The organism is Sporosarcina beigongshangi (genome assembly GCF_033485195.1).
Classification (GTDB): Bacteria; Bacillota; Bacilli; order Bacillales_A; family Planococcaceae; genus Sporosarcina; species Sporosarcina beigongshangi.
Window position 1 is genome coordinate 197,598 of sequence record NZ_JAWLIR010000002.1, and the last position, 14,805, is coordinate 212,402.

A 14,805-nucleotide genomic window follows, 5' to 3' on the forward strand; every position below is an offset into this window, starting at 1 on the left:
AAAATCCCCCCAATCAGCAAAGCGATCAGGGGGTACTAGTTCAGCTATTTATTTTATCTGTTACCCACGCAATTTAGCAAACACTGTATGGAACGCTTCGACTGTTTTCGCAATATGCTCTTCTGTATGTGCAGTCGATAAGAACATCCCTTCAAACTGAGATGGTGGCAAGAAAATGCCCTCTTCTGCCATTAAGCGATAATACTCTGCGAACATGCCAAGATCAGATGTTTTCGCTTTATCGTAATTCGTAACTTTTTCATTTGTGAAGAAGAAGCCAATCATCGAGCCAGCACGGTTCACCGTATGCGGAATATCGTACTTCTCTGCCGCAGCACGGAAACCAGCCTCTAGCTGATCGCCCAGCTTCATGAAATAATCGTACGATGCAGGTGTTAACTTTTTCAATGTTTCAATACCCGCCGTCATGGCAAGTGGATTACCTGACAACGTCCCTGCTTGATAAACCGTTCCCGAAGGCGCGATGTTTTCCATAATTTCACGCTTACCACCGTATGCACCAACTGGCAATCCGCCGCCAATTACTTTACCAAGACACGTCAAATCTGGTGTCACACCAAAATGACCTTGTGCACAGTTATAACCTACACGGAAGCCTGTCATCACTTCATCAAAAATTAGAAGCGTGCCATTGTTCTCTGTCAGCTCACGTAGACCTTCCAGAAAACCAGGTTCAGGAGGCACAACCCCCATATTCCCCGCTACTGGCTCAACAATGACAGCGGCCAAGTCATCACCGAATTCATCAAAAACTGCTTTGACGCTCTCCAAGTCATTATAAGCAACCGTAATCGTGTTTTTGGCAACCGATTCCGGTACGCCCGGGCTATCTGGTAGACCAAGCGTTGCAACGCCAGAGCCTGCTTTAATGAGCAGTGAGTCGCCGTGTCCATGGTAGCAGCCTTCGAACTTCAAAATTTTATCACGGCCAGTAAAGCCACGTGCTAAACGCAATGCACTCATCGTCGCTTCTGTTCCAGATGACACCATGCGGACCATTTCAATCGATGGTACCCGGTCGATGACGAGTTTCGCCAGTTCATTCTCCACTACTGTTGGTGCACCAAAGCTTGTACCCGTTTCTGCGACACGCTTGATGCCCGCAACGACGTCAGGATCTGTATGACCAAGAATAAGCGGTCCCCATGATAGCACGTAGTCAATATAGTCATTACCATCAATATCCGTAATGACCGCACCTTTACCACTTGCCATGAAAATCGGGTCCATATTGACCGATTTAAACGCACGAACCGGTGAGTTCACGCCGCCTGGTAACAAATCTACAGCCTCAGCAAATGCTTGTTTCGACAACTCATAATTTCTTCCCAATTAGTTCTCCTCCAGCCAGCGCGCCGCATCTTTAGCATGGTACGTCATAATCAGATCTGCACCCGCACGCTTCATACTTGTCAATGTTTCAAGAACGACTTTCTTTTCGTCGATCCAATCATTTTGAGCAGCCGCCTTGACCATCGCATATTCACCACTCACATTATAAGCAACAATCGGTAAGACAAAATTATTTTTCACATCACGAATGATATCAAGATACGACAGTGCCGGTTTGACGATTAAGAAATCCGCACCTTCTGCCACATCGGACTCCGCTTCGCGCATTGCTTCTAGACGGTTCGCTGGGTCCATTTGATACGTTTTACGATCGCCAAACTGTGGTGCCGAACCCGCTGCTTCACGGAATGGTCCATAATAAGCGGAAGCATATTTCACAGCGTAAGACATAATCGGAATATCTAAAAATCCTGCCGCATCCAGCGCTTGACGAATCGCAACGACAAAGCCATCCATCATATTTGATGGTGCAATAATATCAGCACCCGCTTGTGCCTGGCTGACAGCCGTTCGTGCCAATAAATCCAGTGAAGGATCGTTCAATACTTTGTCACCCTCGACCACGCCACAATGTCCGTGGTCGGTATACTCACATAAGCATGTATCCGCAATAACAATCAGTTCTGGATGACGTTCTTTGACAAAACGAATACCTTGCTGAACAATTCCATGGTCATGATAAGCCCCCGTACCTGTCGCATCTTTTTCCGCTGGGACACCAAACAGAATTACCGCAGGAATTCCGAGTGCAACGACTTCATCGATTTCAACCGCTAATTGATCTAGTGAAAATTGAAAAACACCAGGCATTGAAGATACAGGATTTTTCACATTTTCCCCTTCAGTCACAAAAATCGGATAAATGAAATCCTCTTTCTGTAAAACTGTTTCTCTCACCATCGCACGTAATGTAGTCGAATTACGTAAACGCCTGTTACGTCTGAATTGTAAATTCTCCAAAGTTACCCTTCCTTTCGCCTCGCCAATTTCTCGACGAGATCCATCAATGTATATGTATCAGGCTTTACATGAACGGCGGCTCCTGCTTCAAGCAGCGCTTTTTCCGTCACATGTCCAATTGCCGCAATCGTATAACCAGTCCATCCTACTCGAGGTGCAACTTCCTCAGCAAATACACGCACCGCCGAAGGGCTTGCGAACAAAACATTTAGTTGCTTATTATGCTGCAACACATCAATGAGTGAGCCAATTGAGTCACTGACTCGTTCCGTTGTATAAACCGTCCATTCATCCACCTCAAAAGGCAATTCTTCTTTGATGGTGACTCCAGCTATTGAACCACGTAGGAATAATAGACGGCGAATATCCATTTCAGTCGGTTTAAATTCCTTAACGAATACATCTGCGCTGAACACTGTTGGGATGAAGTCAACAGTAAAACCAAGCTTTTCAAGTGCTTCTGCAGTTTTTGTACCAACTGCTGCAATTTTTGCTGGAATAGTTGCTGACGATATCTCGAAACGCTTAAGTTTAGCGCCAAATGCAGCCACTGCACTTTGACTCGTAAAAATGAGCCAATCATATGTCGGACAAGCGTTCAAACGAAGCTCATCCGTCGGTTCCACCAACTCTGCTACTCGAATCAGTGGAAATGACAGCGGTATGCCGCCATACTGCTCCACCCGTTCAAAAACATCTTGTGATTTCGGCGTCCCCGTAAAAATGACCGTCTCCCCTAATAGCGGTTGACCATTACGCATCCATTTCCGCCTTCACTTTCTCAATCACTTCAGAAGCTCCCTGTGCACGCAATATCTTGGCAACTTCTTTACCAGCTTCAACCGGATCAGCACCTACGAAAGACTGTTTGAAAATTTGCGTTGCATCAGGAGAGGCAATGTAGCCTGTCAATTCAACATTGACACCGTCATATTTCGCAAAGCCTGCAATCGGCACTTGGCATGAACCGTCCATTTCCGACAAGAATGTACGCTCCGCTTCAACTTCTTTCCATGTTTTATCATCAGAAATTTTCGCAAGTTCTGCAAGCAATTCCTGATCATCTGCACGACATTCGATGGCCAACGCACCTTGACCAACCGCCGGAATACAATCTTCAGCAGAAATCAGTTCAGTTGCGACATCATCGCTCCAGCCTAGCCGTTTCATACCCGCTGCGGCAAGTAAAATTGCATCATACTCACCGTCATGCAATTTCTTCAAACGTGTATCGATATTGCCACGTATCCATTTGATGTCTAGATCTGGGCGTAAGAGCAGCAACTGTGAGCTGCGTCGTAAACTAGATGTACCGACAACAGCGCCTACCGGTAAATCCATCAGCTTGACATGACCGTTTGAAATGAAGGCGTCACGCGCGTCTTCACGCGGCGGAATACAGCCAATGACAAGTCCCTCTGGAAGGATTGCCGGCATATCCTTCATACTATGGACAGCAAAATCAATTTCTTTATTGTAAAGCGCTTGCTCAATTTCTTTAACAAACAGACCTTTACCCCCTACTTTTGAAAGCATTACATCAAGAATCTGATCGCCTTTTGTCACAATTTCCTTCACTTCAAATTCAAATGGTACCCCAGCCGCCTTCATTTGATCAATAAACCAATTCGTTTGCGTCAATGCCAGCTTGCTTCTTCTTGAACCTACGATGATTTTCCTCATATAATTTCAATCCAACCTTTCTTTATCTTATAGACCTGTTGTATTTGGCACAATTTCATCGAACGTATGCCTGCAGTTTCAGCTCTAGTAAGTTAGAGCCAAAAATGGAATGTAGATAATTTGCTCCCTAGGAAAAAATTAATAATAACAAACAAAAACGCAAAGATATTTACCCAAGCGAAATCGTTTCCTGTCAGCTTACCACCCCGTTGCAAAAATAATACAGAGCTATAAACACCTAGAAGAATAAATGATCCTACAATCTTCATATCAAAAAGTGACCACTCGTCCAGCGCTACTTGCGCCCACTGCATCCCTAAAATTAGGCTAACAAGCAGCAAAGGAATGCCCGTATAAATCGAAGCTTTCATACCCATTGTTGTTTGATGCAACGATGGCAATCGACTAAATTGTTTTGACCACTTCTTTTTCTTCAAGATTTTATAAACTAACAAATATAAAATCGCAAAGACAAAGGACATCGAAAATGCCGTATAGGATAAAATCGCAAACGTAATATGAATGAATAATAGCTCTGAAACAAGCGCATCGCCTATCGGTGACTGCGCGATTTGCATCGGAGCGAATGTATGAATGGTCATGAAGCAAAAGCCGATGACATTCAAGAAAAAGACAACATGGTCTATTTTATAAAACAAATGCAACACGATTGACAGTGTAATGAGTAGCCACGCATAAAAATAAATCCCTTCAAACAGTGATAAAATCGGAAAACGTTTCGCTTCAAGCATAAAAAATAGAAGAAATAACGTTTGTAAAATGTAAACTACAGATAAAATCCAGAAAGCACTTCGGTGTGCAATCCTATCCTTATTCAAATAATCTATAAAATAAAAGACGAGGCTTACTGCGTACAAAACGACCATCACTTCATGCAGCCTCGCCATCGTCATATCAGCCATGATACCATCTCTACCTTTCCGCTAAAAAACGCTAAGCACGCAGGTGGAACCCTTTATTGAAGCCCGCTTTCAATTTATATCACCTTTAAAAGGAGTATTTTGAACACCTACTATACTGCTATAGATGCAAAATACTCCTTAACTTACTCAATATTGAACATCTGGCTGTGCTATCGCAGTTCTTTTCACCTTGCTCCTCAAACGATCCTTCGCCTGTCCCGCAAGTAATTCTTTTTCTTGGACAACTTCTTCGTCAATCCCAAAAATTTGCTGAAATAACTCTAGTTTTTCAGCCGCATTTTTATCCATCACTAACTCTTTTGCCTGTAATATTGGATCCTTTAATAATTGATTGACGATCGATTTTGTATGCTTACTCAATATTTTTTTCTCACGATCCGTTAAATTCGGCATTTTGTTCTCAATACTTGCCATCGTTTCTGATTGAATACGATGCGCTTTTTGACGAAGTGCTGAAAGTACAGGAACAACGCCCAAAGTCGCTACCCATTCGTTAAATACGACAATTTCCTGCTCAATCATTAGACCAATTTCTTCAGCAGCATGTTTTCTTTCAGCAAGATTTGCTTCGACAATGTCTTGCAAATCATCAATGTCGTAAAGGAATACATTTGGTAAATCACCAATACGCGGATCTAAATCACGCGGCACCGCAATATCAACCATAAAAATTGGTTTCCCTTTACGTAAACGCTCCGCATACTCCATCAGTTCATAGTCAATGACGAAACCATTTGCACCTGTTGAGCTAATGAGGACATCAGCTTCGAGAAGTGCACACTGTAATTCTTTCATCGATTTTGCTTGCCCACCGAATTTTTCAGCAAGCTCTTCTGCTTTGGACAGCGTGCGGTTAATAACCGTCACTTTTCCAACACCACTGCCATGCAGGTTTTTTGCAGCTAACTCGCCCATTTTCCCCGCACCAAGTATGGCAATATTCTTATCGTTAAGGGAACCGAATATTTTTTTACCAAGCTCTACAGCAGCATACGATACGGATACTGCATTTTCACCAATTGCCGTTTCTGTATGTGCTTTTTTCGCGAACGTCACTGCTTGTTTAAAGAGCTCATTGAAAACAGTTCCTGTCGTACCAATTTCTTGACCTCCTAAGAAACTGTCGCGTACTTGACCCAATATTTGCGTTTCACCAAGTACCATGGAATCAATACCCGCTGAGACACGTAACAGATGCTCAATCGCTCCATCATTTTCTTGGATAATTAAATGCGACGAAAAAGACTCCAATGGTAAATCAAACCATTCAGCCAAAAAGTTTTTTACATAATAACGTCCTGTATGCAATTGATCGACAACGGCATAAATTTCAGTCCGGTTACATGTCGATATAATAATATTTTCTAATATACTTTTTTGCTGTTGCAATGTTTGCATCGCTTGCGGCAGCTCAGCTTCAATAAAAGATAATTTCTCTCGTATCTCAACGGGTGCCGTCCGGTGATTAACACCAACTACGATTGTATACACCAGGTGCCCACACCTTTCACTTTCTATTCATGGCTATATTATATCATACGACAATTATTTCTCATTGATAATTTGTGAACAACGTATGACTATGAACAGTTTGAATAGATTATTTATAATGATTCTAATCTATCTTAGTAGTTGTCTCACCACAATGCAATAAATTTGCACTAAACAACGGGACTGCTTTATTAGCAGACAAAAAAAGTCCGAAGAAAATGACTCCCTTCGGACTTTTCATATACATCACATTCTACTTTCAATCTCTCGCCAAGCCTCTTCCATACCAATCCCTTTTTCAGATGAAAACATAATAAGGGAATCGAAGCTTCTCATTTGAAGTGTTTCTCGAACAATTTTCAGGTGCTTATCCCATTTCCCTTTAGGAATCTTGTCAGCTTTTGTCGCAACAACAATCGCAGGGATATTATAATTCACCAAAAAGTCGTACATGAGGCAATCATCCTTCGTCGGCGGATGACGCAAATCCACAATTTGAATGACAGCACGTAAATGCTCGCGCTCCACCATATATTGTTGAATAAATTTCCCCCATGTTTCACGGGATGACTTTGACACTTTCGCATAGCCGTATCCCGGAACATCGACGAAAAACAATTGCTCTTCGATTTTATAAAAGTTCAGTGTTTGTGTCTTCCCCGGCTTTGAAGATGTACGAGCAAGACTTTTTCTGCCAATCATCTTATTGATAAATGACGATTTCCCGACATTCGACCGGCCTGCAAGCGCAAACTCTGGGTATCCTTCAGACGGATATTGTTCTGGCCTTACGGCACTCATAATCATTTCAACGTTATGGACTTTCATTTTGAAGATTCCTCCAATGCTATTTCGAGAACTTCTTCTGCGTCCGAAACAAGTTTAAAGGTCAACTCTTTCCGAACACTTTCTGGAATATCTTCGATGTCGCGCTCATTATCACTTGGCAAGATAATCGTCGTCAAGCCAGCGCGATGAGCGCTTAATGTTTTTTCTTTCACTCCACCAATGGGTAAAACTCTACCGCGTAGTGTAATTTCGCCAGTCATCCCAACCTCACGACGCACTGGTCGCTTCGTCAATGCAGACACAAGCGCAGTCGCAATCGTCACACCTGCCGACGGACCATCCTTCGGAATCGCGCCTTCAGGAACATGGATATGAATATCATACGATTCGTGGAATTCTGGGTCAATCCCAAATTCCCCTGTTTTCGAGCGCACATACGATAACGCTGTTTGCGCAGATTCCTTCATTACGTCTCCAAGTTTCCCGGTCAAAATCAATTTCCCTTTCCCAGGGGACAAAGAAACTTCAATTTGCAGTGTATCGCCACCAACCTGCGTATAAGCAAGTCCTGTCGCTACACCAACTTGATTCACCGTTTCCGCCTGACCATAACGAACTTTCTTTTTACCAATTAACGACTCCAATGTCCTCGGGCTGACTGTCACACTTTTCTTATCGCCTGTCACAATCTGTTTCGCTGCTTTACGACAAACCCCCGCAATTTCCCGCTCTAAACCACGTACTCCGGCTTCCCGTGTATAATACCTAACAATATCTAGGATTGCCGGGTCGCTAATCCGAACTTGCGACTTCGTTAAGCCATGCTCCTTCAACTGTTTTGGAATCAAGTGATTTTTCGCAATCGAACATTTCTCGATTTCTGTATATCCAGCAATCGATATGATTTCCATACGATCTCTAAGCGGCCCCGGAATCGCACTCAAATCATTGGCAGTTGCAATGAATAACACATTCGACAAATTGTATGGCTCTTCAATATAATGATCGCTAAATGAATTGTTTTGCTCCGGATCAAGCACTTCTAGCATCGCAGATGACGGGTCTCCACGAAAATCATTTGACATCTTATCAATTTCATCCAGTAAAAATACCGGATTAATTTTACCTGCTTTTTTCATACCTTGAATAATTCGCCCTGGCATCGCACCGACATACGTCCTTCTATGCCCACGAATTTCAGACTCGTCACGCACACCACCGAGTGAAATACGTACAAATTTCCGTCCCAGTGATTCCGCAATAGATCGCGCTAAGGATGTTTTACCTACACCTGGAGGACCACCCAAACATAAGATGGGGCCACGCAAAGAATTCGTCAACTGACGAACTGCTAAATATTCAAGAATTCGTTCCTTGACTGTTTCCAAGCCGTCATGGTCACGGTCTAAAATCTCCTCAGAACGCTTAATATCAAGCTGATCTTTAGATGCATCTGACCAAGGTAAAGCCACTAGCCAATCGATATAATTTCGGATAATTCCACTTTCAGCTGCAGCGGACGGAATTTTTTCATAACGGTCAAGCTCGCGCAATGCTGTTTCCTTAACGCCTTCTGGCATATTCGCTTGTGCAATTCGTTCGGTTAACTCCGCAACTTCTAGACCTTTTCCATCCTTATCGCCAAGCTCTGTTTGGATAGCCTTCATTTGCTCACGTAAATAAAATTCCTTTTGCGTTCTCTCCATTGCTTCCTTGACACGCTCATTAATTTTACGTTCCAAATTCAGCACTTCTTGCTCATTATAAAGCCTTGTAATCAGCCATTCGAGACGCTCGTGGACATTTGTTGTTTCAAGAACTTCCTGCTTCGCCACTATCTTCAGCGGTAAATGCGAAGCGACCATATCAGCAAGTCTACCCGGCTCAACGATAGAAGCAACCGAATCATACGTTTCCTTGGTTACTTTCTTCGATACCTTCGAGTATTTCTTGAAATATGTAAGCAATGTTCGCATTAGAGCCTCTGATTCAGCATTTTTCTCCTCATCATCTGGATACCCTACAACCTCAACGACCGGATATAAATCTGCTTCCTCATAATTTGACCATTTCGCACGCTCTACCCCTTCAATGAGTACACGATATGTACCATTTGGTAGCTGTGTCAATGATTTTACTAATGCCAATGTACCGATTTCATACAGGTCCTCCGGCTCGGGGTTTTCAATACTAATATCTTTTTGCGTCGCAAGGAAAATCAAATTATCCTGTGCGATCGCGTGTTCAATTGCAAATACAGAGCGTTCTCTACCCACATCAATATGTAAAATAAGTGATGGGTAGACAAGTAGCCCACGTAACGGTAGCACTGGTATGTTTGTTCTCTTATTCGTTGTCATGTGGAAGTCACCTCCATGAGTTATGTATAACAAGACATTGTAGTATGTGGAAAAAAAAGCTGACGACCGATGAGCGCATTTACACGCGCGTCGTCGGAGTCAGCTCAACCTTCAGGCGTTACGCCGAATTTTTCTCAGGATCTAAGTCGACAGAAGTACCGTCTTCCCTTAACAGGATAGGCGTTGATTCTCCAGTGACAGAACCTTTTGTAATGATACATTCCGTTACTTCTTCCAAAGAAGGCAGTTCGTACATTACATCTAACATAATATTCTCGATAATAGAACGCAAGCCACGAGCACCAGTTTTTCGTTCAATCGCCTCTTTGGCAATTTCTAGTAATGCATCATCTTCAAAACGAAGAGCCACATCGTCAAGTTCAAACATCTTCTGATATTGTTTAACAATCGCATTTTTAGGAATCGTTAAGATTTGACGAAGCGTATCTTCACTTAGCTGCTCCAATGTTGCAATGACCGGTAAACGGCCGATGAACTCCGGTATTAAGCCAAAGCGTTGAAGATCTTCTGGGATCAATCTTGCAAGCAAGGTTTGATCTTCTTTTAACACCTTCTGCTCTGTACCGAAACCAATAACCTTTTGTCCAATACGACGTTTAATAATATCTTCAATTCCGTCGAAAGCACCTCCAACAATAAAGAGGACATTCGTCGTATCGATTTGGATAAATTCTTGATGTGGATGCTTACGTCCGCCTTGTGGTGGTACGCTCGCCACTGTTCCTTCAAGAATTTTAAGAAGTGCCTGTTGGACACCTTCACCTGATACATCGCGTGTAATTGATGCATTTTCAGATTTACGTGCAACTTTATCGATTTCGTCGATATAAATAATCCCTTTTTCGGCACGTTCAACATCATAATCAGCCGCTTGAATCAGCTTCAACAAAATGTTTTCAACATCTTCACCGACATATCCTGCCTCCGTCAATGATGTAGCATCTGCAATCGCAAATGGAACATCAAGGATTCTTGCAAGTGTCTGAGCAAGTAATGTTTTACCGCTTCCTGTAGGTCCGATTAGAACGATATTAGATTTCGACAGCTCAACATCATCAATCTTACTGTTCGAATTCACACGCTTATAATGGTTATAGACAGCGACTGCCAAAGATTTTTTTGCACGATCCTGCCCAATCAAATAATCATTGAGTATGCTTTGTATTTCTTTCGGTTTTGGAACGTCTTTCAATTCGAAACCTTCTTCGAGTCCGACTTCCTCTTCAACGATTTCCGCACAAAGTTCAACACATTCATCACAAATATAGACGCCTTGCCCAGCGACTAGTTTACGCACCTGCTCCTGGGATTTCCCGCAAAAAGAACAGTTAAAGTTATCTTTTTCATCGTTAAATTTGAACATTATGCTCACCCCTATTCAAGTGACAATCTTACAAGATTCCCCGATTATAATCAACTAATTAGAATTTGTACCACTATGTAAGAAAGTAACTTCTTTCTTTTTCTACGAAAAACAAGGTACGGTCTTCCGTACCTTGTCCTTATTCTACATTATTATTCGGTAACTTTTGCGTTTTCAACAAGAAACTCAACTGTTTTATTGAAGCGTAGATCATTTTCAAGAACTTTCGTGCCACCAAGCGTTTTCTTGATTTGCTCGATTTCCATGCCGAATTGCTCAGACATTTTTTCAAGCTCAGCGTTGATATCTTCTTCTGCAACTTCAATATTCTCCGCTTTACCAATTGCTTCAAGCACTAAAGAAACACGGACACGATTTAGTGCGTCGTCTTTCATTTGCTCACGAAGTGCTTCTTCATTTTGACCTGAGAATTGGAAGTAAAGCTCCATGTTCATACCTTGCTGTTGAAGGCGTTGTCCGAATTCGTCCATCATGCGATCAGTTTCAGACGTGATCATCACTTCAGGAATGTCGATTTCTGCGTTGCGTGCAGCTGCTTCAACAAGATCGTCGCGAAGTGCAGTTTCAGAAGCTGATTTCTTATCGTCCGCTGTTCTTTCTTTCAACTTCGTACGCAATGCTTCAAGGCTTTCGACCTCTTCGTCAATTTCTTTCGCCAATTCGTCATCTAGTGCTGGAATTTCTTTTGCTTTAATTTCATGTACTTTTACTTTGAATACTGCTGGTTGGCCTGCAAGCTCTGCCGCATGGTATTCTTCTGGGAATGTAATTTCGATGTCTTTGTCTTCACCTATTTTCATACCAACCATTTGCTCTTCAAAGCCTGGGATGAATGAGTTAGAACCGATTTCAAGTTCGTATTGCTCAGCTTTTCCACCTTCAAAAGCTTCACCATTCGCAAAGCCTTCAAAGTCAAGCTTCACTGTATCACCATTTTCAACCGCGCCATCTTCTTTAATTACCAATTCAGCGAATGCTTTTTGGCTTTCTTGAAGTTGTTCTTCGATTTCTTCATCTGTTACTGTTGTTTCTTGACGTGTCACTTCAAGACCTTTGTAGTCTCCAAGTTTCACTTCTGGCTTTAACGTAACAACTGCTTTGAAAATAAGCGCTTGACCTTTTTCCATTTGCTCAATATCAATTTCAGGGCGGTCAATTGGTTCAACGTCCGCTTCTTCAATTGCTTTTGCATAAGCTTCCGGAAGAATGAAATCTAGTGCATCATTGTAAAGTGATTCTACACCGTACATTTTTTCAAACATTGGACGTGGCATTTTACCTTTACGGAATCCAGGCGCTTGAACTTGTTTCACAACTTTTTTAAATGCTTTGTCAATACCCGCTGTTACTTCTTCAGCAGGAACCTCAACTGTAAGTGTCCCCGTATTACCTTCGTGTTTTTCCCATTTAACTGACATAATTAAATACCTCCGAATCATTTTGGCCAATATGTTTTCGTACTTATATACTCATTGACAACCCTTACAGTATATCATAGTCTTTGCATCTTTCAACAGATTTAATTTGCTTCAGCAGATGTGTTTGTACCGAAAGCGAAGCGTCAGCTACAGAAGTCCCCCACTTCTATTAAGTCGCGGGATGAACGATAAATCTGCATTCAATATCAGTTGTGTCTTAAAGCTTTGCTGAATCAAATTAAAGGAAGGCAACCTAAGTGCGCCACGTCCTGTGGCAACGGTTGCATGATCGACATCCTGTCGACCTGCGGATGTCATAGATTTTCAGTGGAGCTTTTCGAGCAAGCTCGAAAAAATCTGTACGCAATTACGCCGAGGCGTAATTGATTACTTTATAAATCATCCAGATTACTATCGACTTGCTGGATTAGTTTGTACAATTCTGTTTCTGGCAAGGATCCCCCCGAAAACAGGCTTTCTATGTAGTTGACATACGCCACGGCCACTTCATGCGCTGGGTATTCACCCCAACCGAACGGAAATGCAGTAATGGCAAACTTTTCAATTAGTCCACGTGCCATTTCCAAACGAGACGGATCTTTTAGTAACAGTTTCTCTATCTCCGCAAGCACATCACCTGTCAAATCATCGCGACCCGGAAGCGTCAACTCAGGAAGGGTAATCGTTTGCTCCCTACCAAACTTCCGCACAGTAAGCTCCTCAGCGTAGCCCGCCTGATACAGCAGCGCCAACACAAAAGAGATAATAAGCGGCGCAACATCGTTTTGCTCCGCTATTGCTACCAACTGAGGAATCATTTCCGATAAATCCTGCCCTTCAATAGAAGCAAGCGCATACTGCTGTTGCATTTTATCCATCGCATTGAATTCCTCTAATGTGAAAAAATTCACAGATTCAGTCAGATTTTCATCAGAATAGCGATTGGATAATCGACCATTCAATTCCCGTAAATAATTAAATTTTTGCAGCATTTCCTTCGGAACAATTCCTTCGCCGATTAGCGTATCAATCGTCATTTCAACTTCCTCATATTCCTGCAATTGAATACTGATCGTTAAATACAACTCCATGGCATCAATATAATCAGTTGCCCCGCTATGCAGTAGCTTTGCCGCAATTTCTTTTGCACGCTCAAACTCTTTTGTTTCATAAAGGGCAACAGCGTATGGGCCAAGAAATTCCGGATAATCAGGCTCATACAAAATAGCCTGGTCAAATACACGGACTGCTTCATCGAAATTCGACTGTTCCACAGCAACTAGCCCTTGTTCTACAAGCTTTTCATATGTACCCGGGAAGACAATTACATTTTCCGTTTTCCGAATTCTTCCGTATTTCCTACGCACCACACTCACCTTCTTTCATCATACTCACTATAGCATAGCAATTTCCATTTTGAAATTGATACAATCGAACAAAAAACGCCACTCGCTTGTGACGAGGGCGCTGATTGTACCTATTGTCAATCACGCCTTGGCGTGATTGCGTCCAGATGTTGAATTGAGCTTGCTCAATTAACTCCCTTCACAATCTGTGACATCCGCCGGAGGCTTAACTTAATTCAGCAGGGGGTTGGACCCCCTGCTGAATTAAGTTAAAAGTGAATGCGATTGGAATATCTTTCAATCATTCGCTCGTTATGTGCCGTGCTTCCATCTATATTGCTACTTTTAAAGACAGGTGGTTCCAGACCGTCGGCAATCATAATCTCCATCACACGGTTAAAGGCTGCGTGAAGAAGTAAGTTTGCCATAATGCTAGATGCCGGAGCATAGAGCAGCTCACCGGACGTCAAAAGCCCATCTCCGAGCGGCACATGCGTATTTAACTGATCATCGACGACATCTTCCAATCGCTTGCCTGATGGATGTCTAGAAGGCTGAACAGCTGCTTCATAATAAAGCGATTGGATGGAAACTGTATATGCTCCACTTTGTCTCGCCTTATTCGCCACATCAATTGGCACTGGATTACGACCCGAAGTCGAAATAACAATTACCGTATCATCTTGACGAAAATCGAGTTGGTCTTCAAATGTCTGTATAAACGTAGCATCCTTCTCATGCGCAGAAGCTTTTGTCGCTCCTTTATGCAGCATAAGAGATTCGATAAAAATTGGTTGTACAGGGACTAAGCCGCCAGCACGAAAATAAGATTCTTCTGCAATTAAATGAGAATGTCCGCAGCCAAACAGTTGAATAATACCACCACGTGCAAGGCGTTTCGCAATTTCAACCGCCACTTTTTCAATCGTCGGCTGTTCTTCATTTGAAACTTCTTGCATCAACGTATTAATCGCTTCAAAATAAGGATTCACTGACCTACCTCCATATTTCACTTACGGGACTTATAACAATTTT

At 42.5% G+C, this 14,805-nt stretch carries 12 protein-coding genes; all 12 read right to left on the minus strand.

Translation table 11 applies throughout. From position 1 onward, the window contains the following. Positions 1-60 precede the first annotated feature (60 nt). Entirely contained in the window at positions 61-1,353 is a 1,293-nt protein-coding gene (hemL, locus tag R2B77_RS01515) for a glutamate-1-semialdehyde 2,1-aminomutase (RefSeq protein WP_203246769.1), read from the minus strand. Then, a complete protein-coding gene (gene hemB / locus R2B77_RS01520) occupies positions 1,354-2,334 on the minus strand; it encodes a porphobilinogen synthase (RefSeq protein WP_203246768.1) in 981 nt (326 codons plus the stop codon). Between the two features lie 2 nt (positions 2,335-2,336). Next, the gene (locus tag R2B77_RS01525; RefSeq protein WP_203246767.1) at positions 2,337-3,095 is read right to left on the minus strand and encodes a uroporphyrinogen-III synthase; all 759 of its coding nucleotides are present in this window, start codon (positions 3,093-3,095) and stop codon (positions 2,337-2,339) included. After that, positions 3,088-4,017: a hydroxymethylbilane synthase gene (hemC, locus tag R2B77_RS01530; protein ID WP_203246766.1), complete on the minus strand. Its 930-nt coding sequence runs from the start codon at positions 4,015-4,017 to the stop codon at positions 3,088-3,090. Before hemC ends, R2B77_RS01525 begins: the two co-directional genes overlap by 8 nt. A 92-nt stretch (positions 4,018-4,109) precedes the next feature. Continuing rightward, positions 4,110-4,940 carry a cytochrome c biogenesis protein gene (locus R2B77_RS01535; protein WP_203246765.1) on the minus strand — a complete coding sequence of 277 codons (831 nt, stop codon included), beginning with the start codon at positions 4,938-4,940 and terminating at the stop codon, positions 4,110-4,112. 147 nt (positions 4,941-5,087) lie between these two features. Next, complete coding sequence (gene hemA, locus R2B77_RS01540; protein ID WP_203246764.1) at positions 5,088-6,452, minus strand: glutamyl-tRNA reductase; 1,365 nt, start codon at positions 6,450-6,452, stop codon at positions 5,088-5,090. Between the two features lie 246 nt (positions 6,453-6,698). Continuing rightward, the gene (gene yihA, locus R2B77_RS01545) at positions 6,699-7,280 is read right to left on the minus strand and encodes a ribosome biogenesis GTP-binding protein YihA/YsxC (protein WP_203246763.1); all 582 of its coding nucleotides are present in this window, start codon (positions 7,278-7,280) and stop codon (positions 6,699-6,701) included. Further along, positions 7,277-9,601, minus strand: coding sequence for an endopeptidase La (gene lon, locus R2B77_RS01550; RefSeq protein ID WP_203246762.1), 2,325 nt, complete (start codon positions 9,599-9,601; stop codon positions 7,277-7,279). Before lon ends, yihA begins: the two co-directional genes overlap by 4 nt. Positions 9,602-9,719: 118 nt before the next feature. Next, positions 9,720-10,985 (minus strand): ATP-dependent protease ATP-binding subunit ClpX, encoded by a 1,266-nt coding sequence (gene clpX, locus R2B77_RS01555; RefSeq protein ID WP_203246761.1) that lies wholly within the window; start codon positions 10,983-10,985, stop codon positions 9,720-9,722. Positions 10,986-11,137: 152 nt separating this feature from the next. Continuing rightward, positions 11,138-12,424: a trigger factor gene (gene tig, locus R2B77_RS01560; RefSeq protein WP_203246760.1), complete on the minus strand. Its 1,287-nt coding sequence runs from the start codon at positions 12,422-12,424 to the stop codon at positions 11,138-11,140. Positions 12,425-12,816: 392 nt separating this feature from the next. After that, positions 12,817-13,791, minus strand: a complete 975-nt coding sequence (locus R2B77_RS01565; protein ID WP_203246759.1) for a tetratricopeptide repeat protein — start codon at positions 13,789-13,791, stop codon at positions 12,817-12,819. 248 nt (positions 13,792-14,039) lie between these two features. Then, positions 14,040-14,762 (minus strand): sugar isomerase domain-containing protein, encoded by a 723-nt coding sequence (locus tag R2B77_RS01570; protein ID WP_203246758.1) that lies wholly within the window; start codon positions 14,760-14,762, stop codon positions 14,040-14,042. Positions 14,763-14,805 lie beyond the last annotated feature (43 nt).

Bases quoted from the DNA above. Each gene is read 5' to 3' on its own strand.
- yihA (WP_203246763.1), bottom strand. From the start codon at position 7,280: ATGAAAGTCCATAACGTTGAAATGATTATGAGTGCCGTAAGGCCAGAA.
- R2B77_RS01525 (WP_203246767.1), bottom strand. From the start codon at position 3,095: ATGCGTAATGGTCAACCGCTATTAGGGGAGACGGTCATTTTTACGGGG.
- clpX (WP_203246761.1), bottom strand. From the start codon at position 10,985: ATGTTCAAATTTAACGATGAAAAAGATAACTTTAACTGTTCTTTTTGC.
- hemC (WP_203246766.1), bottom strand. From the start codon at position 4,017: ATGAGGAAAATCATCGTAGGTTCAAGAAGAAGCAAGCTGGCATTGACG.
- lon (WP_203246762.1), bottom strand. From the start codon at position 9,601: ATGACAACGAATAAGAGAACAAACATACCAGTGCTACCGTTACGTGGG.
- tig (WP_203246760.1), bottom strand. From the start codon at position 12,424: ATGTCAGTTAAATGGGAAAAACACGAAGGTAATACGGGGACACTTACA.
- R2B77_RS01535 (WP_203246765.1), bottom strand. From the start codon at position 4,940: ATGGCTGATATGACGATGGCGAGGCTGCATGAAGTGATGGTCGTTTTG.